The 25,392-nt window shown below is 63.3% G+C and carries 24 protein-coding genes; 9 read left to right on the forward strand and 15 right to left on the reverse strand.

The window, feature by feature from the left end; all coding sequences use genetic code 11:
• Positions 1–476: 476 nt before the first annotated feature.
• Positions 477–878 carry an RrF2 family transcriptional regulator gene (locus ACTNAU_RS05185; RefSeq protein ID WP_185915521.1) on the forward strand — a complete coding sequence of 134 codons (402 nt, stop codon included), beginning with the start codon at positions 477–479 and terminating at the stop codon, positions 876–878.
• 130 nt (positions 879–1,008) lie between these two features.
• Here ACTNAU_RS05185 and ACTNAU_RS05190 read toward each other — a convergent pair whose 3' ends face one another.
• Genes ACTNAU_RS05190 through ACTNAU_RS05200 form a run of 3 tightly spaced genes read right to left on the reverse strand, consistent with a single transcriptional unit; the run spans position 1,009 to position 5,236 of the window.
• Complete coding sequence (locus tag ACTNAU_RS05190; RefSeq protein ID WP_441097774.1) at positions 1,009–3,000, reverse strand: ABC transporter ATP-binding protein; 1,992 nt, start codon at positions 2,998–3,000, stop codon at positions 1,009–1,011.
• Positions 2,997–4,733 carry an ABC transporter ATP-binding protein gene (locus ACTNAU_RS05195; protein WP_441097775.1) on the reverse strand — a complete coding sequence of 579 codons (1,737 nt, stop codon included), beginning with the start codon at positions 4,731–4,733 and terminating at the stop codon, positions 2,997–2,999. Before ACTNAU_RS05195 ends, ACTNAU_RS05190 begins: the two co-directional genes overlap by 4 nt.
• Positions 4,730–5,236 (reverse strand): MarR family winged helix-turn-helix transcriptional regulator, encoded by a 507-nt coding sequence (locus ACTNAU_RS05200; protein WP_441097776.1) that lies wholly within the window; start codon positions 5,234–5,236, stop codon positions 4,730–4,732. The genes ACTNAU_RS05195 and ACTNAU_RS05200 overlap by 4 nt, the downstream gene beginning before the upstream one ends.
• 220 nt (positions 5,237–5,456) lie before the next feature.
• On the opposite strand from ACTNAU_RS05200, the gene ACTNAU_RS05205 reads away from it, so the two are divergent.
• From ACTNAU_RS05205 to ACTNAU_RS05225, 5 genes are all read left to right on the forward strand, one after another.
• A complete protein-coding gene (locus tag ACTNAU_RS05205) occupies positions 5,457–6,818 on the forward strand; it encodes an aldehyde dehydrogenase family protein (RefSeq protein ID WP_216400771.1) in 1,362 nt (453 codons plus the stop codon).
• Between the two features lie 34 nt (positions 6,819–6,852).
• Positions 6,853–7,818, forward strand: a complete 966-nt coding sequence (locus tag ACTNAU_RS05210) for a carbohydrate kinase family protein (protein ID WP_441097777.1) — start codon at positions 6,853–6,855, stop codon at positions 7,816–7,818.
• 94 nt (positions 7,819–7,912) lie between these two features.
• Positions 7,913–8,896: an initiation factor 2 gene (locus ACTNAU_RS05215; RefSeq protein ID WP_216400769.1), complete on the forward strand. Its 984-nt coding sequence runs from the start codon at positions 7,913–7,915 to the stop codon at positions 8,894–8,896.
• The gene (locus tag ACTNAU_RS05220; RefSeq protein ID WP_441097778.1) at positions 8,897–9,682 is read left to right on the forward strand and encodes a BtpA/SgcQ family protein; all 786 of its coding nucleotides are present in this window, start codon (positions 8,897–8,899) and stop codon (positions 9,680–9,682) included.
• Positions 9,683–9,908: 226 nt separating this feature from the next.
• Positions 9,909–10,247 carry a hypothetical protein gene (locus tag ACTNAU_RS05225; RefSeq protein ID WP_441097779.1) on the forward strand — a complete coding sequence of 113 codons (339 nt, stop codon included), beginning with the start codon at positions 9,909–9,911 and terminating at the stop codon, positions 10,245–10,247.
• Between the two features lie 188 nt (positions 10,248–10,435).
• Here ACTNAU_RS05225 and ACTNAU_RS05230 read toward each other — a convergent pair whose 3' ends face one another.
• The 12 genes from ACTNAU_RS05230 to ACTNAU_RS05285 all read right to left on the reverse strand — a co-directional run bounded on the left by ACTNAU_RS05230 (position 10,436) and on the right by ACTNAU_RS05285 (position 22,638).
• Complete coding sequence (locus ACTNAU_RS05230) at positions 10,436–10,816, reverse strand: cytidine deaminase family protein (protein WP_059003317.1); 381 nt, start codon at positions 10,814–10,816, stop codon at positions 10,436–10,438.
• Between the two features lie 22 nt (positions 10,817–10,838).
• Positions 10,839–11,501, reverse strand: coding sequence for a tRNA (guanosine(46)-N7)-methyltransferase TrmB (gene trmB / locus ACTNAU_RS05235; protein WP_216400766.1), 663 nt, complete (start codon positions 11,499–11,501; stop codon positions 10,839–10,841).
• A 198-nt stretch (positions 11,502–11,699) separates the two neighbouring features.
• A complete protein-coding gene (locus ACTNAU_RS05240) occupies positions 11,700–13,526 on the reverse strand; it encodes a hypothetical protein (RefSeq protein WP_441097780.1) in 1,827 nt (608 codons plus the stop codon).
• 1 nt (position 13,527) lies between these two features.
• Positions 13,528–14,226, reverse strand: a complete 699-nt coding sequence (locus tag ACTNAU_RS05245; protein ID WP_185915510.1) for a formylglycine-generating enzyme family protein — start codon at positions 14,224–14,226, stop codon at positions 13,528–13,530.
• A 107-nt stretch (positions 14,227–14,333) separates the two neighbouring features.
• Positions 14,334–15,416, reverse strand: coding sequence for a BMP family lipoprotein (locus ACTNAU_RS05250; RefSeq protein WP_256135286.1), 1,083 nt, complete (start codon positions 15,414–15,416; stop codon positions 14,334–14,336).
• Positions 15,417–15,774: 358 nt separating this feature from the next.
• Positions 15,775–16,857, reverse strand: a complete 1,083-nt coding sequence (locus ACTNAU_RS05255) for a BMP family lipoprotein (RefSeq protein WP_441097781.1) — start codon at positions 16,855–16,857, stop codon at positions 15,775–15,777.
• Between the two features lie 431 nt (positions 16,858–17,288).
• Positions 17,289–17,840 (reverse strand): pyruvate kinase alpha/beta domain-containing protein, encoded by a 552-nt coding sequence (locus ACTNAU_RS05260; protein ID WP_256135287.1) that lies wholly within the window; start codon positions 17,838–17,840, stop codon positions 17,289–17,291.
• The gene (locus ACTNAU_RS05265) at positions 17,837–18,331 is read right to left on the reverse strand and encodes an HNH endonuclease (protein ID WP_441097782.1); all 495 of its coding nucleotides are present in this window, start codon (positions 18,329–18,331) and stop codon (positions 17,837–17,839) included. Before ACTNAU_RS05265 ends, ACTNAU_RS05260 begins: the two co-directional genes overlap by 4 nt.
• A gap of 3 nt (positions 18,332–18,334) precedes the next feature.
• Positions 18,335–19,483: an aldo/keto reductase gene (locus ACTNAU_RS05270; RefSeq protein WP_256135289.1), complete on the reverse strand. Its 1,149-nt coding sequence runs from the start codon at positions 19,481–19,483 to the stop codon at positions 18,335–18,337.
• Positions 19,484–19,643: 160 nt separating this feature from the next.
• Positions 19,644–20,378, reverse strand: a complete 735-nt coding sequence (locus ACTNAU_RS05275) for a hypothetical protein (protein WP_059003300.1) — start codon at positions 20,376–20,378, stop codon at positions 19,644–19,646.
• A 21-nt stretch (positions 20,379–20,399) separates the two neighbouring features.
• The gene (locus tag ACTNAU_RS05280) at positions 20,400–21,137 is read right to left on the reverse strand and encodes a DUF5058 family protein (RefSeq protein WP_185915504.1); all 738 of its coding nucleotides are present in this window, start codon (positions 21,135–21,137) and stop codon (positions 20,400–20,402) included.
• Between the two features lie 70 nt (positions 21,138–21,207).
• Complete coding sequence (locus tag ACTNAU_RS05285; protein ID WP_185915503.1) at positions 21,208–22,638, reverse strand: amidohydrolase; 1,431 nt, start codon at positions 22,636–22,638, stop codon at positions 21,208–21,210.
• 275 nt (positions 22,639–22,913) lie between these two features.
• Here ACTNAU_RS05285 and ACTNAU_RS05290 point away from each other — a divergent pair, with 275 nt between their 5' ends.
• From ACTNAU_RS05290 to ACTNAU_RS05300, 3 genes are read left to right on the forward strand one after another with little or no spacing between them, the layout of a single operon-like run.
• The gene (locus ACTNAU_RS05290) at positions 22,914–23,576 is read left to right on the forward strand and encodes an HAD family hydrolase (RefSeq protein ID WP_185915502.1); all 663 of its coding nucleotides are present in this window, start codon (positions 22,914–22,916) and stop codon (positions 23,574–23,576) included.
• Positions 23,577–23,635: 59 nt separating this feature from the next.
• Entirely contained in the window at positions 23,636–24,553 is a 918-nt protein-coding gene (gene prmA, locus ACTNAU_RS05295; protein ID WP_441097783.1) for a 50S ribosomal protein L11 methyltransferase, read from the forward strand.
• A 48-nt stretch (positions 24,554–24,601) separates the two neighbouring features.
• Entirely contained in the window at positions 24,602–25,333 is a 732-nt protein-coding gene (locus ACTNAU_RS05300; RefSeq protein ID WP_441097784.1) for a 16S rRNA (uracil(1498)-N(3))-methyltransferase, read from the forward strand.
• Positions 25,334–25,392: the final 59 nt, after the last annotated feature.

Here is a 25,392-nt window from a genome sequence, read left to right on the forward strand (position 1 = left end):
AGTATAACACGGTCGAAAGCCGCCACACAAGGGCAAGTCGCCCTGCGTCCGCCTTGGGTGACCCCGCTTTTCCATTTTGGCGTGGGGTTTCGCGGCAATCAACTGGCGGAAGCCTTTCCCTTTTCTCTCTATTGCGGCACTAGATGAAAATGGCGGCGAGTGTGCGCCCGGCGACAGAGAAAATACTCCTCAAAAACCGGAAAGGGCTGCGCGAACGGCGCGGCCTCCCCTGGTCCGGACAGAGGCCCTCCCTTCTGCCCCCCGCCGGCACCTGATTGCCCTGCGGGGACCTCGCCGGGGAAAATCAGGAAATGGCCCCCGGCACAGGAAGTACTTCTTCCTTTTCATCCATTTTCTGTAAAGCAATCCCATTTATTGACCATTATTGCCTTTTTTGTTAGAATGTTGGTACAGTTAAACGGCGAGGGCCTGTCCTCCGCTGTGCAGACAACAGTTCTTCAATAAGGTGGTGTATCATGTTAATCACGCGGGAAATGGACTATGCCATTCGGGCGGTGCGCGCACTGGCCGATGGCGAAAAACACAACATCAAAGAAATATGCAGCATGGAGGACATCCCCACCGAGTTCGGTTACAAAGTTCTCAAAAAGCTCAGTCACAGCGAAATCGTAACTGTCATCCGCGGCCAGGGCGGCGGCTACCGCCTGCTCTGTGATCTCAACGAGACGACCCTGCTGGACATTGCCCGGGCAATCGGCGGCAACCTGCTGCTCAACGAGTGCCTGGAAGGGGGCTATGTCTGTATCAACAACAGCGGGGAAAAGGTCTGCACCGTCCACAAAGAACTCTGTCGCATTCAAAATGTCTTGATTGCAGAATTAAAGGCCAACACCCTGGCCCAGATCCTGGCCATGTAATGGTCAAAGGCCTGTCAAGCCGTTCCCGCCTGCCGGGGGCGGCTTTTTCCCTCTTCCCCCGGCACCGCTTCCAAAAAAAGGGACCCGGCGCGCAATGGCGCCGGGCCCCTTTTGTCTGTCGGACAAGCCCTTATGCGGTCTGTTCAAACTGGGCGTTGTACATGGTCTTGTAAAAGCCGCCCTGCTCGATGAGCTGGTCGTGGGTGCCCTGCTCGATGATGTCGCCGTCCTTCATCACCAAGATCCAATCGCAGTCCTTGATGGTGGAGAGCCGGTGGGCGATGATGAAGCTGGTGCGCCCCTTCATCAGGTTGTTCATGGCCTTTTGGATGCGCACCTCGGTGCGGGTGTCCACCGAGCTGGTGGCCTCGTCGAGGATGAGGATCTTCGGGTCGCTGACCATGGCCCGGGCGATGGTCAAAAGCTGCTTTTGACCCTGGGAGACGTTGCTGGCCTCCTCGTTGAGCTCGGCATCGTAGCCGCCGGGCAGGGTCTTGACAAAGTGCTCCACATGGGCGGCCTTTCCCGCGGCCTCCACCTCTTCGTCGGTGGCGTCCAGCCGCCCGTAGCGGATGTTCTCGCGGATGGTGCCGCCGTAGAGCCAGGTGTCCTGCAACACCATGCCGAAGACATCCCGCAGGTCGCTGCGCCGCAGGTCGCGGATGTCCACCCCGTCGACCTTGATGGCGCCGCCGTTGACGTCGTAAAAGCGCATGAGCAGCTTGACGATGGTGGTCTTGCCGGCGCCGGTGGGGCCGACAATGGCGATGCGCTGCCCCGGCTGGATGTGGGAGGTGAAGTCGTGGATGATGATCTTGTCGTCGCGGTAGCCGAAGGAGACGTCTTCAAAGTCCACCTGGCCCCGCACCTCGCCCAGCTCTTTGGGGGGATCTTTCTCGGGAACCTCTTCGGTCTCGGCCAAAAACTCAAACACCCGCTCCGCCGCGGCGGCAGTGCTCTGCAGCACATTGGCGATGGACGCCATCTGCGAGATGGGCTGGTTGAACTGCCGCAGGTACTGGATGAAGGACTGGATGTTGCCGATGCTGATGGAGCCCTGCACCGCCAGGTAGCCGCCCAGCACGCAGACCCCCACATAGCCCAGGTTGCCCACGAAGGTCATGATGGGCATCATCAGCCCCGAGAGGAACTGGCTCTTCCAGGCCGAGTCGTAGAGCTTGCGGTTGATTTTTTTGAACTTCTTGACCGAGACGTCCTCCCGGTTGAAGACCTTGATCACGTTGTGGCCGGAGTACATCTCCTCGATGTGGCCGTTGACGTTGCCCAGGTATTTCTGCTGGCCGACAAAGTGCTTCTGGCTCTTTTTGACCACGGTGGAAATCAGCCCCACCGAGATGGGCAGCATCACCAGGGCGACCAGGGTCATCCAGACGCTGATGGACAGCATCATGTAGAGGACGCCGGCCAGGGTGGCCACGGCGGTGACCATCTGGGTCAGGGACTGGTTGAGGGTGGTGGCCACCGTGTCCACGTCGTTGGTGACCCGGCTGAGCACCTCGCCGTGGGTCTGGCGGTCAAAGTAGGCCAGGGGCAGCCGGTTGATTTTTTTGGAGATGTCCCGCCGCAGGTTGTAGGACACCTGCTGGGAGACCCCGTTCATGATAAAGCCCTGCACATAGCTGAAGGCCGCGCTGAGGGCGTAGAGCCCCAGCAGCCAGAGGAGGATGCCCCCCACCCGGCCAAAGTCGATGCCCGGCTCGTGGGAGAGGTCCATCTCCTGGATCTTTTCAAGGGTGCCCTCGGGGATCTTGGCCTTGGCCTCCTCGGGCATCTGCGCCAGCAGCTGGCCGGCGGTGGTGCCCTCCGGCAGCTGAACGCCCTCGGGCAGGTGCTCCATGATCTGGCCGTAGGCGGCCTTTTGCACAAAGCCGTCCACAATGGCGTCGGTGGCGTTGCCGAGGATCTTGGGGCCGATGACCACAAAGACAGTGCTGGCGATGGCAAAGAGAAAGACAACGGCGATTTTCAGGTAGTAGGGGCGCATGTACCGCGCCAGCTGACCCATGGTGCCCTTGAAGTTCTTGGCCTTTTCACCCGCAGGCTTGATGCCGCCGCCCATGGGGCCGCCGCGGCGGGGGCGGTGGGTGGTTTTCTCACTCATGCCAATTCCTCCTTTGAAAGCTGCGACTGGGCGATCTCGCGGTAGACTTCACAGTTTTCCAGCAGTTCCCGGTGGGTGCCGATGCCGGCGATCTGGCCGTCGTCCATCACCACGATCTGCTCGGCGTGCATGATGCTGGAGATGCGCTGGGCGACAATGAGGACGGTGGCGTCCTTGGTCTGGGGGGCCAGGGCCCGGCGCAGGGCCGCGTCGGTCTTGAAGTCGAGGGCGGAAAAGCTGTCGTCAAAGATGTAGACCTCGGGCTTTTTCACCAGGGCGCGGGCGATGGAGAGGCGCTGTTTCTGCCCGCCGGAGACGTTGCCGCCGCCCTGGGCGATCTCGGTCTCAAAGCCGTCGGGCTTCTCCTCGATGAAGTCCAGCGCCTGGGCCACCTGGGCGGCCTGGCGCAGCTCCTCCTCACTGGCCTCCTCGTCACCGTAGCGCAGGTTGTCGGCGATGGTGCCGGTGAAGAGCACCCCCTTCTGGGGGACATAGCCGATTTTGTCGTGCAGGGCGTGCTGGCTCTGCTCCCGCACGTCCACCCCGTCCACCAAGATCTGGCCCTCGGTGGCGTCGTAGAAGCGGGGAATCAGGTTGATGAGGGTCGATTTGCCCGACCCGGTGGAGCCGATGAAGGCGGTGGTCTGCCCGGGCTTGGCGACAAAGGAGATGTTCTTGATGACCTCGTCGTCGGCCCCGGGGTAGGCAAAGGAGACGTTGCGGAACTCCACCGTGCCGGGGAGGGTGTTGCCGCCCTCGGCGGAGCGGTCGCCCTCGGGGTCGCGGATGGCGGGCTCACAGGTGAGCACCTCGTTGATGCGCTCGGCCGAGACGCTGGCCCGGGGGAGGAGGACGAAGGCCATGGACACCATGAGGAAGCTCATGATAATCTGCATGGCGTACTGGATGAAGGCCATCATGTCGCCGATCTGCATGCTGCCGGCGTCCACATAGTGGGAGCCGAACCAGACGATGCCCACGGTGAGGGCGTTCATCACCAGCATCATGGTGGGCATCATGGCGGCGATGATCCGGTGGACAAAGGTGTTGAGGTGGGTCAGGTCGCGGTTGGCCTCGTCAAAGCGCTCCTCCTCGTGGTTTTGGTTGTTGAAGGCGCGGATGACCAGCATCCCAACCAGGGATTCGCGGGTGACCCGGTTGAGGCGGTCCACCAGCTTCTGCACCACTTTGAAACGGGGCAGGACGATGGAGAACAGCACCAAGATCACCCCGAGGATGACCAGCACCGCCAGGGCGATGAGCCAGCTCATGGAGGGGCTCTTCCCCACGGCCTTGATGACGCCGCCGATGCCCTGGATGGGGGCGTAGAGGACGAAGCGCAGCAGCATGACCGTCACCATCTGGATCTGCTGGATGTCGTTGGTGGTGCGGGTGATCAGCGACGAGGCGCCAAAGCGGTCAAACTCGGCCAGGGAAAACCCCTCCACCTTGGAAAAGACGTCGTTTCGCAGGTCGCGGCTGATGCCGGCGGCGATGCGGGCGGCGATCAGCCCCACCGCCACGGTGCAGCCGGCCCCCACCAGGGCCACCAGCAGCATCTTCCCGCCGGCGGGAAGGATGTAGGCCAGGTCCTGGGCGGCCACCCCGTTGTTGACGATGTCCGACATGTAGTCGGGCAGCGACAGGTCGCACATAGCCTGCAGGAACAGCAGCGCCAAGACCGCCAGGATCTGCGACCAGTAGGCCTTGAAATACCTTGTCAGTTTGGTCAATCTCTCTCTCTCCCTTCACCTGTGTGCCGGGGCCCCCTGGGCGACTGCTCGGGGTGTTCCCGGTCGTATTGAAACGCGGCCTGAAAGGCCGCCTTGACAAGCGAGATCATCTGCAAAAAGTCCTCCCGCCCCATCTGGCGGATGATGTGGGTCACCTTCTCTACAAAGAGGTCGGTCTGCCCCTGGATAAAGGCCCGCCCCTCCTCGGTGAGGGTGACCTGGGCCCGGCGGCGGTCGGACTGGCTGGGCTGGCGCTGCAACAGCCTCTTTTTTTCGAGGGAGTTGAGGGCCGAGGTCACCTGGGCCCGGCTGACCCCCAGCTCGGCGCTGATTTGAGAGGGGGAGAGGGGCCCCTCCGCCCCCTCGGTGCAGCCGTAAAGACAGCCGAGCACCGCCATCTCCCCCTGGAAGAGGGCGGCGTCCCGCGCCCGGGCCATCCGCCGGTAGCCAAACCGGTGGGTCTCCTTCAAAATCTGCACCGCCAACGCGCGGTCGTCCTGCATCTCCCGTTCCTCCCCTGCAAATAGTTCAGTATGTAAATTATCAATGTGGTTTATTATACGTCGGCTGTTGGCGATATGCAACAATTTCTTTGTGAATCTTTTGTGAACTTGCACAGAGAATGGAGGACAACCGGGAAAGCGCCGAAACAGAGGGGCCAGGTTGTGCTATACTAGGTGTACAGAGTGAAAAAAACGATTTGACAAGTGGGGAGACAGAGCGATGAACCATCTGGAAAAGCGGCTAGGTCGGCAGCGCGTCTACTTTGACAGCGGCGCGACCCGCCCTCTGCCCCGGCGGGAGGCAGCCCTGCGCCGGCTGCTGCGGGCGCTGGAGCAGAGCGAGGGCGACCTGCTGGCCGCCCTGGAGCGGGATTTGGGCAAACACCCCTTTGAGGGGTACGAGACCGAGGTGGGGCTGGTGCGGCAGCACCTGCGCTACACCCTGGCCCACCTGCGAAGGTGGGCCAGGCCCAAGCTGGCGGCGGTCTCCCCCCTCCACTTCCCGGCGGGGGCCTTCCTCCGCCCCGAGCCCCGGGGGTTGGTGCTGATCATCGCCCCCTGGAACTACCCGGTACAGCTCTGCCTCATCCCCCTCATCGACGCCATCGCCGCGGGCAACTGCGCGGTGCTCAAGCCCTCCGAGGGGGCGCCTGCCACCGCCCAGGCCCTCTGCCGGCTGCTGCGGCTGGCCCTGCCGGAGGGGTGGGTCAGCTGCATCCCCGGCGGGGTGGAGACCACCCAGGCCCTGCTGGCCGAGCGGTTTGACTACATCTTCTTCACTGGCGGCCAGCGGGTGGGGAAGATCGTGATGCGGGCGGCGGCGGAACACCTGACCCCGGTGACCCTGGAACTGGGGGGGAAGAGCCCCTGCATCGTCGCCCCCAGCGCCGACATCCCCCTGGCGGCCCGGCGCATCCTCTGGGGCAAACTGCTCAACGCCGGGCAGACCTGCGTGGCCCCCGACTACCTGCTGGTGCACCGCTCGGTGAAGGAGGCGCTGGTGGCAGAGCTGCGGCGGCAGCTGGCGCTGCTTTGCCCCGACTTTGCCCGCAACAAAGACTACCCCCGCCTGGCGAGCGCCCGCGCCTTTGACCGGCTGGCGGGGCTGCTCATCGGCCGCACCCCCCTGGTGGGGGGCGGCGTCTGCCGGGAGGAGCTGAAGATCGAGCCCACCGTCGTCGAGGCGGAGCCGGGCGACCCCCTGTTGAAAGAGGAGCTCTTCGGCCCCCTGTTGCCCCTGGTCACCTTCGACCGGCTGGGCGACGCCATCCGCCTGGTGCGCGCGGGGGAGAAACCGCTGGCCCTCTACCTCTTCACCCGCAGCGCGGGGACGGTGCGCCGGGTCTGCGAACAGCTCTCCTTCGGCGGGGGCTGCGTCAACGACACGGTGGTGCAGATGGCCGGGAACACCCTCCCCTTCGGCGGGGTGGGGGCCAGCGGGATGGGCCGCTACCACGGCCCCCACGGCTTTTTGGCCATGAGCCACCAAAAGCCGGTGGTGCTGCGGGGCAGCCTGGACCTGCCGGTGCGCTACCCGCCCTACGGCGAAAAGTTGGACCTGTTAAAGCTGCTGCTGCGCTAGCGCGGCGCGCTGCAATATAAAGGAGGCAACTGCCATGAATCAGACAAACCGCCCGAGCGGCTACGTGGTGGCCGTGGGGCCCAACGACATCGACGAGTACTACGAGTGCGTGCAGCCGCTGGTGGTGGGGGACAAGTGCTTTATCCGCCAGCTGTCGGTCTCGCCCGGCGGGCTGACGGCCAACAGCGCGGTCATCCTCAGCGCCTTTGGCACCAAGACCTACCTGCTGGACTCGCTGGGGGACGACCAGTACACCCCCATGCTGCTAGAGGACCTGCGCAGCCACGGCATCGACACCGACTACATCGAGGTGCTGCCGGGGGAGGAGAACATCCGCGCCCAGATCCTCCTCTCGGGCAACGAGAAGACGGTGCTCCTCTACGAAAACCACAAGCCCTTCATCACCATGACCCCCCAGAAGCGGGAGCTGATGGAGGGGGCCTCCTACATCTACACCACCATGGTCAACATGAAGGAGATCGCCGGCAACCGGGAGCTGATCGACGACCTGGTGGCCCACGGGGTCAAAATCATGTACGACGCCGAGCGCTCCACCTTCACCTCCTACGACGACCCGGACGACCGCTTCTATTTTGAGCGCGCCTCCGTCCTCTCCTTCAACGACGCCTCGCTGGAAAAGTTCTGTGCCGGGCGGGGGCTGGCGGCCATCGACGAGCTCATCGGCGAGAGCGACAAGATCGTCCTTCTGACCCTGGGGGCCAAGGGCTGCATCGTCAAGACCCGGGAGGGGGAGATCGCCATCCCCGCCTACGACGTCAAGCCCAAGGACACCACCGGCGCCGGGGACACCTTCAACGCCGGGTTCCTGCACGGCCTCTGCAGCGGGATGACCCTGCGGGAGGCCGGGGAGTTCGCCACCGCCGCCGCCAACCGCTCCATCCTCTCGGTGGGCTCCCGCACCGGGGCCGTGTCAGTGGCCGAGGTGGAGGCCTTTGCCCGCGATCACGCCGGCCTGCGGGTCGCGCCCCCCGCTTTCTGATCCATATTATACAACTTGTATAAATGAAAATACATATTTAATCTTGTTGACTGCGGGCGCCGCCTGACGGCCCCTTTAAAAAGGAGGACAACCCATGTACCAACCCGACACCCTGAAAGAGTACCTCTCCCCCAGCGCCAAGGACGATTTTGACGACATCGTCCTCGCCCGAAAGCTGGGGGCCAGCGCCAACATCGTCTCCATCGGCAACATGCTCAAGGACATCGCCGCCCACGCCGCCGAAAATGGCCTCTCCGCCGGGGAGATGATCGACCGGGTGCTGGCGATCGCCGGGTACTTTGACAAGCTGCGGGGCGAGAGCACCGTGGCCGTGACCAACGCCATCAAACTGATGACCGGCGGCCTGCCCGCCCTGCGGGAGGCCCCCCTGGCCGAGGCCTGCAAGCGGGTGACCGACAGCTGCAACCGCTACGGCGAAAAGGCTCGGGAGTGGATGGACAACATCGTCACCTATGGCTACAACCTCATCAAGGGCTGCAAGGGGATCTTGGTGTTCGACTACTCCTCCTCGGTGGACGCCATCGCCAAGCAGGCGGCCCTGAACGGGCAGATCATGGACATCTACATCCCCGAGAGCCGGGTCTTGGACGGGGGCAAACCCTTTGCGGTGACCGCGGTGGAGATGGGGCACCGGGTGCACTTCTTCCCCGACGTGGCCATCTACCACTTCCTCAAAAAAAGCGACATGGCCTTCATCGGGGTGGAGACCTTCTACCCCGACGGCAGCGCCGCCAACACGGTGGGCACCGACATGCTGGCCATCCTCTGCAAGCAGGCGGGGGTCCCCTTCTACATCCCCACCACCCTCATCAAGGTGGACATGCGGGGGCTGCAGGGGATCGTGAAGCGGGACCTGGCCCAGGATCTGTCGGGGCTGCTGGCCCCCCACTGGGACGAAAACCTGCGCGCCCACACCGACTTCACCTGCCCCGACCTCTCGATCATCGGGCCGGAGTACATCACCGGCTACATCACCGAGGTGGGCATCGTGCCGGGGACGGCCATGTTCGGCGTCGCCCGGGAATACGCCGCAAAATTGGAAAAGGGGGAACTGTAAATGGAGCTGTTTGGAAAGAAGAAGATCGCCCTGGGGATGGTGCAGCCGCCGCCGCTGCCCGGCAGCTATCTCTACGATGGCCGCGGGATGGGCGCCATCCTGGACTACACCCTGAACGAGGCCGGCACCCTGCAGAAATACGGCTTTGACGGCTACATCCTGCAAAACTTCGCCGACGGCCCGGTCAAACAGCAGTGCGGGCCCGAGACGGTGGCCTGCATGACCGCCCTGGCCACCCGACTGAAGGCGGCCTTCCCCGAGATGGTCCAGGGCATTTTGGTCAACTGGGACGGGGTCGCCTCCCTGGCGGTGGCCGAGGCCGCCGGCAGCGACTTTGTGCGGGTGGAGCACGTCTACACCCGGGCGGAGATGACCCTCTGCGGGATGATCGAGGGCCAGTGCGTCGAGGTGCTGGAGCTCAAGAAGAAGCTGGGCTCCAAAATGCCCATCTACGCAGACATCTACGAGTTTCACGGCACCCCGGCCTACCCCATCCCCCTGCCGCAAAACGCCTTTGAGACGGTGACCGGGGCCCATGCCGACGGGCTGCTCCTCTCGGCCCCCACCCCGGAAAAGAGCATCGAGTACGCCCAGTCGGTGCGGGGGCTGGTGGAGGTCCCCCTGATTTTGGGGGGCGGCACCACCGGCGACAATGTCTACGAGCTGCTGCAGCACTACAACGGGGTCTGCGTGGGCGCCTGGATCAAAAACGGCAGCCTGCAAAACCCGGTCGATCCCGAGCGGGCCAATCGCTACATGGCCGAGGTGGAGCGGGCCCGCGCTTAAGAGCGAGCCAAAGAAAACCCGCCCGCCTCTGCCGGGCGGCTATAAAAAACAGAATGCGGGAGGGGGGGACCGGCCGCTCCTCCCCTCTCTTTTTATTCCTGTGCGCAGCGGGACGGCGGCCGGGGGTGGTGCAAAGGCCCAACCCGCTGTCCCGCCAAAATCCTCCACTGCGTCACCACCCCCCTGCCCTGGCATGACGGCATCCCGAAAGGGGGCGCTCCCGCCGATGAAAACCTACCAGACAGCCGAGGTGGCGGGTGTCCTTGCCGGCGCGCTCTACTTTCCCATGCTGCTCTTCCCCGGGGCGACCCTCCCCTACGAGAGGATGCCCGCCGCCCCGCAAAGGCTGGCGGACATCCTGCCGCTGACGCAGTGGGTCAAGCTGCTCGAGGCGGCCTCTCTCAACACCCCGGCCGGCAGCGCCCTTGTGCCGCTGGCGGTCACGCTTGTCATCGCCGCGGTCTGCATCTGCCTGTCCCTGAAATTTTTCAGGGGCGGGGCATCGAAAAGCCATCTGCCGGCGGCGGGCGCCAGGCCGGGCCTGCGGTGTTTTCCCAGCAATTAAAGAATGCTTTTGCCCCCCGCACAGACAGAGAGTCAGATCTTCCGCCAAAAATGAAAGAAACAGCCGCGCGACAGCACAGAGGGCTGTCGCGCGGCAGAGATATCCTGCTATTTCGGCGGCTTTGGCTCGGTCAAAGCCGCCGTTTTTCCGGCTGCGGGCCCGGCCGTTTTGCGGGTTTTCCGGCAAGCTCATCCCCAGCGGTCGGGGAGCAGTTCATCCAGGGTGGCCACCCGGTCGGCCAGTTGGACCAAACAGGCGGGGTTTTCGTCGTGGAGCTGGCAGAGGAATTCGCGGCAGCGGCCGCAGGGGGGGATGACCGAGCCGTCCTCGTACACGGCGATCAGCCGGACCACCCGGCTCTCGCCGGCGGTGACCATGGCGGCGGCCGCCGCGTGTTCGGCGCAAAAGCCCATGGAGCAGGGGGTGTCGATGCAGACACCGGTGTAGACCGCCCCGCTGGGGGTCTCGATGGCGGCCGCCACCGAGCCGGCAAAGCTGTTTTTGGAGAGCTGGCGGGGGCGGAGCACCGCCTTGGCCCGCTCGTAGAGGGCGATGAATTCGGGTTGCACGGGAAATCCCTCCTCTCGGTGTTCAGCCGTCCAGGGCGGCCTTGCAGAATTTGATGGTCTTTCCCATCTCGACAAACATCTGCTCGTGCTCGGTGACGATGTTGTCGGGCAGCTGCTGGGCGTGCAGGTCGGTGGTGGCGTAGAGCACCCGCCACCCGCCCTCGTCAAAATAGACCATGGTGTCGGCAAAGAGGGGGTCGTCGTCGGTCTTGAACCAGATCTCCCCCCCGGGGGCCAACAGCGCCCGGTAGTTTTGCAGCTGGCGGGGGTGGGTGAGCCGCCGCTTCTGGTGCTTGGCCTTGGGCCAGGGATTGCAGAAGTTGATGTAGATGCGCTCGACCCTGTCCTCGGGGGCCAGCACCTGGGGCAGCAGCTCGATGTTCTGGGCGAAGATGTAGAGGTTATCTACCGGCCGCCCGGCGGCGGCATAGGCGGCCTCTGCCTTGCGCTTGCACAGCCCCAGCATCTCGCTCTTGATGTCGATGGCCAGATAGTTGTTTTCCGGGTGCTGGGGGGCCAGCTGGGAGATGAACCCCCCCTTGCCGCAGCCCAGTTCCAGGTGCAGGGGGGCGTCGGGGCGGGCAAACTGCTGCCGCCAGCGCCCCCGGTTCTCACCCGGCTGGGCGACGTAAAAGGGGCAGGCCTCCAATTCGGGGCGGGCCCAGGGTTTTCTGCGTATGCGCATGATCGATCGCTCCCCACTTTCTTCTCTCGCGTCGTTTACCTGGGCTATTATAGCACAGCGGGCGGGCGCTTGCCAGCCCCTTTCCCCAAAGCGCAGAGGGGGGTCGCCGGCAAAAGCCGGCAGCGCCCCTCCCCATTTGGATGGAGATCCTCTCCGCGGCCTGTGTGGCGGCCGCGGCGGGTCAGTTTGGCTGGGTGTCTAGGGTTTGACCGAGATGTGCACCACCTCTTTGGGGGGCAGTTGGGCGTAGAGCTTGCCGTTCTTGACCGACGCCTCGCCGCTGCCCAAAATCACCTCGGCTTTGGAGCCGGGGACAAAGAGCTCGCAGAGGGCCCCGTCAAAGGGCAGGTCGCCGTCGTTGTAGAGGGAGTAGATCTGCTCGCTGCCGCTGTCGGCCGGGAAGAGGTTGCAGTAGACCTCCCGCGGGGCCACCGGGTAGAAGGGGGTGGGCAGGGCGCACTGGTAGGTGAGGCGGTGGGCCAGATAGACTTCCTTCCAGCCCTTGATGGCGGCCTTCTGCTCGGCGGAGAAGGGCATCCAGCGGCCGAAGATGTCCTGCCAGATGACCAGGGGGGCCGCGCCGAACTGGCTGTACTGGATGAGCAGGTCCTTGTCCTCCTTGCGGTACCAGCGGGAGATGACCGGGGCGATGTGCCGGGGGCAGAGGAAGCGGAAGATATCCACCTTGGGCATGGGGCGGGTGTCCCAGAACTCGTCCCAGGAGGTGGTGATCTTCTCGATGGGGTGTTTCTTGTCGGGGTGGTGCTGGGTGGTCATCACCAGCCCGGGGCGGACCGCGTCGCACTTTTCGCGGAAGGAGTCGGGGATGTCGCCCAGGGTGTCCAGCTGGTAGCCGTCGGCGCCGGTTTGCTCCAGCAGCCCGGCGAAGTGATCGCCCAGGGTCTCGGGGGATTCCTCGGCCCCGGCGTCCCAGGGGATGTAGGGCATGAAGACCTGTACCCCCTTGGCGTGAAAGGCGTCCACCGCCTCTTTAAAGGCGGCCATCCCGCCAGGGAAGTCGTTGTAGAAATCCCACTGGCTGCGCTTGTCGACGCCCAGGCGGGGGTACTGGTTCCAGAGGGTGACGGTGTCGAATCCGCCGAACGCCTCCCCCTCTTTGAGCAGCTTTTCGGGGTCGATCCTCTGGTTTTCGGCGTCATAGGCCTCGGTGCCGTAGAGGAAGGAGAACTGGTGGAGGAACTTCTCGTTGAACCACTTCAGATCCTCCTTCTCGTACTCGGAGAAGTCGTACCCGCTCTCCCACTGCTGGCGGAAGCGGGCAAAGGCCTCCACCCAGCCGCCGGAGAGACCGGTGATCTCGAACTCGAAGGTGTCGTTGTAGGTGTTGTCGGGGTTGCAGAGGATCTGGTGGGTGTGCAGCTCCTCGGCGCTGGCGATCTTGGAAAACTGCATGTTGCGGTTTTGGATGGCGCCGCAGTCGTCTAAGTCGGCCTTGGAGGGGAACTGCACGGCAAAGCCGCTCTTCCCGCCCTTGTCGCAGCAGACCAGGGGCAGCTTGACGTCGTTGTTGTAAAAGCTCTCCCGCATCATCTTTAGCAGCGGGGTGCCGTCCGGGCTCTCGACGGCGTTGGCCGGGTAGTAGTAGCGGTCCCCTTCCCCCCGCATGGACAGTTGGGCCAAAAAGGGGCTGTGCAGGAACAGCTCGTAGGGGACGCCGTGGATGTAGCGGTCCCGGATCTGCACGATGACCGAGATGGTCTCTTTCTTGTCGTTGAGGAAGTGCACCCGGATGGAGAGGCCCAGGGCTTCGTTTTCCAGGGGGACCGTCAGCAGCTGGTGCACCCGGTCCTGACAGGTGAGCACCTCGCCCACTGCAAAGTCGCGGGAGGAGTACTGCCCGCCCATAAAGGTGAGGTTGAAGAGCTCCCGCCGGGGGTTTTGCAGGTCCCCGGTGAGGAGGTTGGAGCACTCCTCGATGAGGATGCCGTCGGCGAAATTCAGGGTCATCTGGAGGGTGTTGTTGCGGATGACCGCCCGCTTGGTGTTCTGGTCGTATTGCAGCATATCAGTCTCCCTCCTTTACGCAGCGAAAGCCAACGGTGGCGTTGCGGCTCATGGCGCCGCCCAAAAACTGCATCTTCAAGTGGGTGTTGTTCTTCTGCGGCCCGCCCTCGGCGTGCCAGTAGTGGTGGGCCCGGTAGAAGCTGCCGCCCCGCAGCAGCTGGAAGTAGTGGCTGCCGTCAAAGTGGAATTCGTCCACCATCTCCCAGCAGTTGCCGCACATGTCCATACAGCCGGTGGGGGACACCCCCTGGGGGAAGGCGTCTACCGGGGTGAGGCCGTGGCTGTACACATTGGCCCGGCTGTAGTCGGGGCTGTTGCCCCAGGGCCACTCGAGGCACTCGTCCCCGGCGGCCAGGTACTGCCACTCGTAGTCCTTTGGCAGCCGCTTGCCATAAAAGGCGGCGTAGGCCCTGGCGTCTTCCAGGCTGACCCAGACCACCGGCTTGTCGGCGTCCTCGGGCTTGTAGCAGCCGTCCACCCAGTGGCGCAGGTAGCCCCGGTCGTCCTCCGGCCGGTAGCCGCTGTCCTGCACAAACTGGTAGTACTGGGCGTTGGTGACGGGGTAGACGTCGGCGTAAAGGGGGCCGACGGTGACTGGCATCGGGCCGTGCTCGCACTGGCAGTCCCCCTCCATCACCCGGTGTACCACCCGGTAGATGTAGGTGGTCTGGGGAATGAATACAGTGTTTTCGCGTTCCATGGGGTACCTCCCTCAAATCGGTATTGAACAGAGCAGCGGGGGGCCCGGCCAATGGCCCTGGCCGCCGCTGACGGTGCGTTTCACGTGTCAGAAAACAGGGGCGCCTGTTACGGCTTGACAGACTCGCGGATCTTCACAAACTCGTCCTGGCTCATGCCGTACATGGTGGAGACCTTCTGCTCGCCGCTGACGAGCTTCTTCTCCAGCCCGTCGATGTAGGTCTGCACATCCTGCGGGGTGTGCTCCTTGTAGTAGTCGTTCTTGGCCAGGCCCACAGCCTCTTCCTTCAGGCCCCACTTCTCCAGGTGGCCGTACTCTTGGGTGCCGGCCAGGGTGTCTTTAATGACCTTGTAGACCACCATGTCCCCCCGCTTCATGGCCGAGGTGAGGATGGTGTCGGCGATGTCCTTCTTGGTGTCGATGAAAAACTGGCGCTGGTCGGCGTCTACGCCGATGGCCCAGAGGTCGTTGTCGCGGCAGGCCTCAATGACTCCCAGCCCGGCGCCCATGGCGCAGGGGTGGAGCAGGTCGGCCCCCAGCTGTTTGATCTGCACCAGGGCCATCTCCTTGCCCTTGGCGGCGTCGGTCCAGCTGCCGATATAGGAGGTGGCGACCTTGCCGTTGGGGGCAACCAGCTGCGAACCCTCGATGAAGCCGATCAAAAAGTCGTTGATGATGGTGTCCTCGCTGCCGCCCAGGAAGCCGATGGTGTGGGACTTGGACATCTTCTGCGCCAGCGCGCCGGCCAGAAAGTCCACCTGGTTTTGCAGGTAGGTGATGCAGAACATGTTGGACATCTTGATCTCGGTGGTGGGCTCGATATCAAAGCCCACGAATTTGGACTCCTTGTACTCGTCCATGTGCTTTTCGATGATGGGGATGTACTCGCTGCTGCCAAAGAAGATCAGGTCGTACCCAGCGTCGGCCACGTCCTGGATGGCGGGCTCCATCTTGGCCTTGTCGGTGCCGATCTCGGCCACCTTGATCTCCACCCCCAGGTCGGTCTCGGCCTTTTTGAGCCCCTCATAGGCGATGTCGTAGTAGGACTTATCCCCCAGGGCCGAGCAGATCATCACCACCCGGTACTTCTTCTCCCCGTCCTTGTTGCCCTCGTCCTTCTCGCCGCAGCCGGTCATCAACAGCGACGACGCCGTCAGGGCGGCCAACAGAATTGCCAGTGCCTTTTTCACAATTTTCCCTCGCTCTCTTGATTTGGATTTTTACGATTTCGACGGGCGTTCACCCGTTCTTCACAATCCCATCCTAGACCTTGAAAAGGGGGGGAGCTAGGACAATTGTCCCGCTTGAACAGATTTTTTTAAGGCCTTGACAAACTGGGAAAAAGCCTATTTTCTCGCCGTTTCCTCCAATTGCAGAGGGCGGGATTTGTCCCTTTTGGCGGAAGATCGACTCCACTTTTGTGTGGGGATACAAAAGCCTTCTTTTTTTCTTGGCAAAAACATCTAGGTAAAACCTGGAAAAGTTTTAGGGCCACCAATCCAACTTTTTTAAATTTTTTTCTTTTTTGCGGAGGCAGTGTGTGCGCCGTCAGGGCTTGACCCCCTCGCGGATGGCGACAAAGTCCTCCTGGCTCATGCCGTAGGCGGTGGAGACCTCCTGGCTGCCGTCGAGGAGCTGGCTCTCCACTTTGTCCACATAGTCCTGGATCTCCTGCGGGGTGTGCTCCTTGTAGTAGTCGTTCTTGGCCAGGCCCACGGCCTCTTCCTTCAGGCCCCACTTCTCCAGGTGGCCGTACTCCTGGGTGCCGGCCAGGGTGTCTTTAATGACCTTGTAGACCACCATGTCCCCCCGCTTCATGGCCGAGGTGAGAATGGCGTCGGCGATGTCCTTCTTGCTGTCGATGAAGAATTCCCGCTGGTCGGCGTCCACGCCGATGGCCCAGAGGTCGTTGTCGCGGCAGGCCTCAATGACTCCCAGCCCGGCGCCCATGGCGCAGGGGTGGAGCAGGTCGGCCCCCAGCTGTTTGATCTGCACCAGGGCCATCTCCTTGCCCTTGGCGGCATCGGTCCAGCTGCCGATGTAGGAGGATGCCACCTTCCCCTTGGGGTTGGCCAGGAGGGAGCCCTCGATGAAGCCAATCAAAAAGTCGTTGATGATGGTGCCCTCGGTACCGCCCAAAAAGCCGATGGTGCCCGATTTGGACATCTTCTGGGCGAGGACGCCGGCCAGAAAGTCCACCTGGTTTTGCAGGTAGGTGACACAGAACATGTTGGACATCTTGATCTCGGTGCTGGGCTCGATGTCAAAGCCCACGAACTTGGACTCCCTGTACTCGTCCTGGTGCTTTTCGATGATGGGGATGTACTCGCTGCTGCCAAAGAAGATCAGGTCGTACCCGGCGTCGGCCACGTCCTGAATGGCGGGCTCCATCTTGGCCTTGTCGGTGCCGATCTCGGCCACCTTGATCTCCACCCCCAATTCAGAGCCGGCCCGCTTGAGCCCTTCATAGGCGATGTCGTAGTAGGACTTGTCCCCCAGGGCGCCGCAGATCATCACTACCCGGTACTTCTTCTCCCCGTCCTTGTTGCCCTCGTCCTTCTCGCCGCAGCCGGTCATCAGCAGCGACGACGCCGTCAGGGCGGCCAACAGGATCGCCAACGCTTTTTTCATTGCTCATTTCCCTCGCTCTCTCTTTTTTGTTCAGAATTGTATAGATTTTCATTCACTCTAGAAAGGGGGATAAAACAGAAAAAAGGTCGACATTTCACTAGCAATGCCAACCTTTTAGTTAAATTTCCTCATTTTTTAGGGCGAAAGAAATCCTATACGAAACTGTTCCTTGCCTTCTAATTTAAATACAACAAACAAATTTGTCAACTAAATTTTACTGTCCACTTATTTTTTGGATAAAATTACTCTTTTCTGTGGTAAAATGCTTTTTGTACCGCCTCCACAGCCGCAGTGCGCTCTTTTTAGAAGTTTCTCTAGAAAAAGAGGGGCGGTGCAAAAATCACAGGGGGAAGAGGCCGCAAAATCTGGGAAAACCGCCAAAAAAGGCCCTCGCCGCCGCAGAAGGGCGCCGAGGGCCTTTTGAGGGGTACTTACTCCCCCTCTTTGCCGGGGAGACAGAGCACCTCTTTGACCTTGGTGGCAAAGAGTTTGGACGAGTAGCTGGGGCGCAGGACCAAAGCCGTGTCGCAGCCGAGGCTGGTGCCCCCCACCGCCACCACGTCCTCGCCAAAGGGGAGATAGCCGCCGTCCATGGCCATGGTGGAACACTCCACACAGACCTTGGTGCCCTGGGAGAACATCCGCAGGGTGTTGGCGACGATCTCCAGCGGGTACATCCCGCCGGCGGCGCCGGAAACGGCCCGCTCGGCTGCGGAGAGGGCGTGGGCGGCGGTGCAGACCGAAAAGCCCCAGTCCTTTAACTTCTGGCGCTCGGCCTCTTCCATGACGTTTTTGCCCGGCTCCTTGGAGCCGTAGGCCAGGGTGACCACCGTCACCTGTAAGCCGCAATCCCGAAAGAGCTCGGCCGTGGCGCCGGAGGAGCTGGCCACCACCAGGTGGCGGATGCCCCGGGCCTTGGCCCCTTCAATGGCAATGCGGGCGGTTTCCTCTGCCCCGGCGGGGCCGACTGGTACCAATTTCAATTGTCTTCCTCCCATTCTGTGCGCCCGCCGCCGGCAGGGGTGTCGGGCGGGCGCTTCTCCCCCCGCCGCGGCGGGGGATAGCGAACTTTTGTGACCCGGTGCCCATCGCACCAGGCGGTAAAGGCGGGCCCGAAAAAGCAGAGCCCTGCCGACCAGGGGCGCACCCCCGCCACCCCCTGCGCCACCGCCGGGGGCAGCCGTCTCCCCTCCCCCCGGGGGAGGGGAAGGGCCCCGTCGCCCACCGCCCGGGAGAAGAGGGCGCAGACCGTCCCCTCCCAGTCGGAAGGGACCGCGTCCCCCTTCTCCCGGTTGCAGGAGCGGCAGCAGAGGACCAGGTTGTAGACCGCCGAGGGACCCCCGCGGGCGCGGGGCAGGTGGTGGTCCAGGGTGCCGCCGCCAAAGGAGAGGGGTTTGCCGCAATAGAAGCAGCGGCCCCCTTCCCGCAGATAGCAGTAGCGGCGCTTGGTCTTGTCAAAGACGTAGGGGCGCACCGGCTATTTCCCAAAAAGGCGGGTGGCCCGGGCCATGTTCTCGATCACCGGCACCCCAAAGGGGCAGTTTTTCTCGCAGGAGCCGCAGGCGATGCACTCCCCCGCGGTGACGGGCAGGGCCTCGTAGTGGGCGGCCACGGTGGCGGGGACCGACAGCCCCTCCCCCGCCTCGGCCAGGTCCAGGTATTTGTGAACGGCGGCCACGTCGATGTGCTGGGGGCAGGGCAGGCAGTGGTTGCAGTACATGCACCGGTGGGAGAGGGAGCCCTGCATCTCCTGGGCGAGGAAGGAGAAGTCCCGCTCCTCCTCGCTGGCGTCGAAGTAGCCAAGGGCGTCCTCCAGCTCGGCCACGCTCTGCACCCCCAGCAGCACGCTGGCCACCCCGGGTTTGGAGAGGGCGTAGTGGATGCACTGGGCGACGGTGAGGGGCCGGTGGAAGGGGGTGGTGGCCGGGTCCAGCAGTTTGCCGGCGGCCAGGGCCTTCATGACGGTGATCCCCACCCCGCGGGCCCCGCAGAGCTGGTAGAGCCGCTCCCGCTCGGGGGAGAGCTGGCCCTGGGTGGGGGTGGCGGCGATGAGCTGGTCGAGGGTCTTCTCGGCCGGCTCAAAATCGTAGGCGGGGTTGATGGAGAAGAGGAGGAGGTCGAAGATCCCCGTCTCCACCAGCTTGATGGCGGTGGCGGGCATGTGGCAGCTGACCCCCAGCTTGCGGATGACCCCCTTCTCCTTGAGGCGGAGGGCGTAGTCGATAAAGTCGCTCTCAAAGACGCCGTCCCAGTCCTTCTGGGTGTCGACAAAGTGGACCATCCCCAGGTCGATGTAGTCGGTGTGGTACTTCTCCAAAAAGTCGCGCACATAGGTGTCGGCCTCTTTCACCTTGCGGGAGCGGGCGTACTGCCCCCCCTGGAGCACCGCGCCGATGTGCCCCTGCAGGTAGACGTTTTTGCGGTAGGGGCGCAGGGCGTCCCCCATCTTCTGGCGGTACTCCACCTCGGGCATGAAGAGGTCGAAGATGTTGACCCCCCGCTCCACAGCGGCGCCCACGGTGGCCTCGACGGTGGGGTAGTCGCGGGTGCAGAGGTGCTCGCCCCCCACCCCCACGGCGCTGACGGAAAATCCGGTATTGCCCAGCTGTCTGTATTCCATCTCCATGAAAAGGCCTCCTTCTCTCCTCTGCGGGCGCGGCGGACCGGCCCGGCAGGACCTGTTGTAACTTCAGTATACCCCTCCTTTTAAAAGGGCGCAAGGAGCGGGGCGCAAAAAAGGGCCGGGGCAGCTGCCCCGGCCCTTTTCAACTGCGAAAAGGGGGTGATTACTTCTTGGACGCGACCGGCTCGGGCTCGGTCTTGCCCTGCTCGAAAACTTTGATGATGCCCTTTTTGTACATCAGCCAGGAAGTCAGGATGGTGACGGGGATCATGCCCACGATGACAAAGCCCTGGTAGGTGCTCAGCGGCACGCCCATGATCATCAGGATGATGACGATGATGACGGCGGGGACAGCGCCCAGCAGCTTGCCCTTGATGTTGTACTTGCCGGACCGGCCGTTGAAGATGCCCAGGGCCAGGCCGCCGAACAGAGCGGGCAGCATGTAGCCAGTGGCGGTCTTGACAGCGGGGATGGCGAAGATGGGCTGCAGCGGCACCAGCAGGATGACGCCCAGGGCGATGATGGCCATGGTGACGATGGAAGAGGCGCCGACGGCCACGGTGACAACGGCGTCGCCCTCGTCGGTGGACTGCTCCACGCCGGCGATGTCAATGGCGTTGATGGCCACAGGCAGTTTCAGGTTCATGACGTTGCCGGTGATAAAGGTGATGTAAGAGGCGGAGCCGAGCACGGGGGCGTAGCTGAACACCTCAGAGATGGCGATGGGGATGAACATGGCCAGCAGGCCGGTGCCGCTCTGCAAAACCAGGCCGAAGTCCGGGAAGCAGCTATAGATGGCACAGATGACCAGGGGGATACCCACCATGAAGCCGAGGGCGCCAATACTGCCGAGCCGGCCCAGGCGATGGATGGACTTTATGTATTTCTCGTTGTTCATTGTATAGTCCTCCTTTCCCTATTAAGCGAACATGCCAACCACGTTGGTCCAGAGCACGGAGGAAGCCATGCCCAAAATCAACACGATGGCGAGGTTGAAGTCGTTGAGCCACTTGGCCCCGGTCTTCTTGGCGATGGTCGCGATCAGCAGGCCGATGCCGGCGCTGGTGAGCAGGGTCAGGGTGCCGACGAAGTTCCAGCCGGTGGCGGGGTTGTAGACCTGCAGGGGCATCATGACGGACATCATGGCCATCATGAAGCAGCCGGAGAAGACAGCGCCCCAGCCGCCGCTCTTGCGATTGTAGTCGGCCATGCTGGTGGTGATCTTCTTGGCGGCAATGATGTTGGTGATGATGCCGAACATGATGCCGATGCTCATGACGATCATCACGGCGCCAAAGACGTTGGCGGGCTGTGCACCGGCGCTGGCGAAGTTCAGGCCCATGGCCTGAATGACCATGTCGGCGGCCATCAGCTCATAGGAGACAGCGCCCACGACGGAGAGCCGGAACCAGGCCCAGGGGGTGCCCAGGACAGCGGCCAGGGAAATCAGGCCGATGACGATGGACAGGGAGGGGACGATGGAGAAGGTGCAGGACGAACTGATGACCTTTTTGATGGTCGTGTTCTCAATGCCCAACTCCAGGCAGCGCTTGCGGGCCTTCACCATAAAGGCGGCGGCCAATCCGGCTACGTACAGCAGTCCGGCGATGACCAAAATCCACAGCCAGGCACTGTTTGACAGTTCTTTGAATGTCATTTGATTCACTCCTCATTTCTGTTTCATAGTTTATCGCAACAGCGCAGTTACCGCTCGCTGTTTGAGACCGTTAGTCCAAATAGGGCTTGACGTCGTCGGGGAAGGGGCAGTTGTACTTGCCGCCGGTCTTTTTCAGGTACTCCTCCTGGGCGGGGCCGAGGACGGAGGGGTCCTCAATGACCTTGACTGCGGCCAGCGCCATGGCCTTGCCGGCCTGCAGCAGCCCCTTGTGGGCCAGGCGGGAGCCGGCCTGCGCCGTCTGCTGCCAGGAGTGCCCGGGGGTGCCCAAACAGGCGGTGGGGGCGGTCATCTGCGCGGTGGGGGTGACATAGCTGACATCGCCCACATCGGTGGAGCCCGGCATGGCGATGTTGCCCATGGGCCGGTAGGGGAAGACCTCGCCGCAGATGGCCTTGTCGGCGTATTTCTGCGCCAGTTCCGGGCCGCCCAACATCCCCAACTGCTGGGCCGAGGCGGCCTTTTCGGCGGGGGTGAGGGTGTCGCGGAAGGACTGGGCCAGGGCCTTGTCCTCCTCGTCAAAGGGGACCTCGCCCACCTCGTTCATGGCCTCGGTCAACAGGGCGGTGAGCACCTCGTTGGGGACGTAGTCAGAGAGGCCGTCTTTGATCTGGATGATCGACTCGGTCTCGGTCATCATGGCCGCGCCCTTGGCGATCTTCTCGATGCGGGCAAAGAGCTCTTTGGCCTCGGCGATCTTGGGGGCGCGGATGTAGTAGTGGAGCTTCGCCCGGTCCTGCACCACGTTGGGGGCGGTGCCGCCCACATCGTGGAAGGCGTAGTGGATGCGGGCCTCGGGGCTGACGTGCTCGCGCAAAAACTGCACGCCGATGTTCATCAGCTCGGCGGCGTCGAGGGCGCTGCGGCCCAGCTGGGGCGACGCGGCCGCGTGGGAGGTCCTGCCCACAAAGCTGAAAAAGACGCTGATGTTGGCCAGGGAGCTGACCCCCATGGGGGCGAAGCAGTCGCCGGGGTGCCAGCTGAAGGCGCAGTCGAGGCCGTCAAAGCAGCCCTCTCTGGCCATGAAGGCCTTGCCGCAGCCGAACTCCTCGCCGGGGCAGCCGTAGTAGATAACGGTGCCGCTCTTGCCGGTGGACTGCAGGTAGTCCTTGACGGCGACAGCCGCCGCCAAACTGCCCGCGCCCAGGGCGTTGTGCCCACAGCCGTGGCCGGGTGCGTCCTTGACCACCTCTTTTTTCGAGGGGCAGCCCGCCTCCTGGCTGAGAGAGGGCAGGGCGTCAAACTCGCCCAGGATGCCGATGACCGGCTTGCCGCTGCCGAATGTGCCGGAGAAGGCGGTGGGGATGCCCGCCAGCCCTGTCTCCACCGCAAAGCCCTCCTGCTTCAACACTTCGATGAGGGCGGCCGAGGACTGGAACTCCTTAAAGCCCAGCTCCGGCGTAGACCAGACCTTGTCGCTGACCTGGGTGAAGAGAGCGGCCTTGTCGTCCACCAACTTGCAGATGTCGTCCCGTACCGACATGATTTTGATCGCCTCCTAATCTAAAGCGCGGCTGCCAGTCATTGGTGATAATGACGGAAAACAACAGGTTTTTTTAGTAAATGCAACCTATGCCTTCTTTTTCTTGCAGAACAGCGCCCTTGTATTTATGGATTGTAACATAAAATGAACAAACAAGCAATTGTGTTTTAACGATTTATGAATATTGGACAAAGGGATGTTGCAGAATTTATCTATTTATATTTGCTGGGAAATATGGTAGAATCAACCCATGAAAAGAAGGGGAGGGCGTTGCCATGCGCTATCGCGCGCTGCTACTGGATATGGACGGGACCCTGATCGACTCCTCGGGGGGGATCATCGCCTGTGCCAAAGAGGCCATGGAGGAACTGGGGATCCCCATCCCCCCGGAGGACACCTTCCACCGCTTTATCGGCCCGCCCCTGAAGGAGTGCTTCCGCATTGTCGCCGGGGTGGAGGACGAGGCGCTGCTGGACCGGGCAGTGGCCAGCTACAAGGCCCATTTTCGGGACGAGCACATCGCCGCCGGCAGGCTCTACCCCGGGTGGGAGAGCCTGCTGCCCGCCCTCAAGGCCCAGGGGGTCAAGCTGGGGGTGGCCACCCTCAAATTCGTGGGTTTTGCCCGCAAGACCACCGACCACTTCGGCCTGACCCCCCTCTTTGACGCCATCTGCGGCTCGGTGCCGGAGAAGACGCCTTCCAAGGAGGGGATCATCCGGGAGGCGCTGGCCGAGATGGGGATCGACGAGGCCGACGCCGACAAGGTGCTGATGGTGGGGGACAGCCCCTACGACGAGGAGGGGGCCGCCGCCGTGGGCTGCCGCTTTGCCGCCGCCACCTACGGCTTTGGCTACCTGGGGATGGAGGAGAGCCAGATCGAGGCCGACGCGCTGGTGCACAGCGTGGCAGAGCTGGCCGACTACCTGCAAAACAGTTGACCGGGGCGCCCGCAGGCTGTCTGCCGCGGGCGCTCTTTTGGAGAGAGGAGACAGAGAAGATGGACTGGACAGAGATTCAGGTCGCCGTCGCCGCCAAAGACGTGGAGGTGGCCTCGGCCATTGCCCACATGGTGGTGCCCTACGGCATCTACATCGAGGACTACTCGGATTTGGAGGAGGTCGCCCCCCAGGTGGCCCACATCGACTTGATCGACGAGGAGCTGCTGGCCCGGGACCGGGAGCACGCGGTCATCCACCTCTACATCCCCGCCGACCAGGCGCCCATGGAGGCCGTCTCCTTTTTGACCGGGCGGCTGGAGGAGGAGGGGATCGGCCACACCCTCTCCACCGGCGAGATCGCCGAGGAGGACTGGGCCTTTGGCTGGAAGAAGTACTACCACCCCCTGCCCATCGGCCAGCGGCTGGTGGTCTGCCCCAGCTGGGAGCACTACGAAAAATCGCCCGGCCAGGTGGTGGTGACCCTGGACCCGGGGATGGCCTTCGGCACCGGCACCCACCACACCACCAAGCTCTGCCTGGAGCGGTTGCAGGAGGTGGTGCGCCCCGGCTGCAGCGTGCTGGACGTGGGCTGCGGCAGCGGGATCCTGGCCATCTCCTCCCTGCTGTGCGGGGCCGGCTCGGCAGTGCTCTGCGACATCGACGAGACGGCGGTCAAGGTGGCCCGGGAGAACGCTGCCCTCAACGGGGTGGCCGAGCGCTGCACCGTGGTGCAGGGGGACCTGGCCACTGGGGTGCAGGGGCGCTTTGACGTGATCTTTGCCAACATTGTGGCCGACATCGTGATCCGGCTGCTGCCGGACGTGAAGCCCCACCTGAACGAGGGCGGGGTGCTGGTGGCCTCGGGGATCGTGGACGTGCGCCGGGATGAGGTGCTGGCGGCCATGGAGCAGGCCGGGCTGACCGTTTTGGACGTGCGGGAGGAAAAGGGCTGGTACGCCATCACCTGCCGGGCCTAAAGCCTGCCCCTGCGGGCGGTGGACAGCTTTGTTAAAGGAGTATGCGGGATGCCCAAGTTTTTTACCGAAGACATCGCCGGGCAGCGGGGAATTTTGCGCGGCGGGGACGTCAAACACCTGACCCGGGTGCTGCGGCTGGGCCCGGGGGACGCGGTGACCCTCTGCGACGGGGCGGGGTTTGACTACGACTGCCAGATCGAGACCGTCGAGGAGGGCCAGGTGGTCTGCACCGTGCTGGAAAAGCGCCCCTGCCCCGCCGAACCCGACCTGGACCTGACCGTTTACATGGCCCTGCCCAAGCAGGACAAGATGCAGTTGGTGGTGCAAAAGTGCGTGGAGCTGGGCTGCCGGGAGATCGTGCCGGTGACCAGCGAGTGGTGCGTCTCCCGCCCCGACCCCAAGAGCCTGCAAAACAAGACAGAGCGCTGGCAGAAAATCGCCTGGGAGGCGGCCAAGCAGTGCGGGCGGGGGGTGCTGCCCACCGTCTCGCCCTGCCTGCCCTTTGCGCAAGCGGTGGAGGAACTGGCGAAAAAGGACCTCCCCCTCCTCTTCTACGAGAAGGGCGGCCGCCCCATCGGCGAGCTGCTGGCCCAGGCAGCCGGGCCGGTGGGCAGCTGCGGGCTGCTGGTGGGCAGCGAGGGGGGACTGACCCCCGAGGAGGTGGCCCTGGCCGCGGGTCGCGGGGTGGGGATCGCCTCCCTGGGGCCCCGCATCCTCCGCTGTGAGACCGCCCCCCTGGCGGCGGCGGCCGTGGTGATGTATTTGACGGGGAATCTGTAAACGGCTGTTTTATCTATAATGAAGAGGGGGGGGGGGGGGGGGGGGGGGGGGGGGGGGGG

It is taken from the genome of Bittarella sp. HCP28S3_D9 (genome assembly GCF_052065655.1).
Lineage (GTDB): Bacteria > Bacillota > Clostridia > Oscillospirales > Ruminococcaceae > Bittarella > Bittarella massiliensis.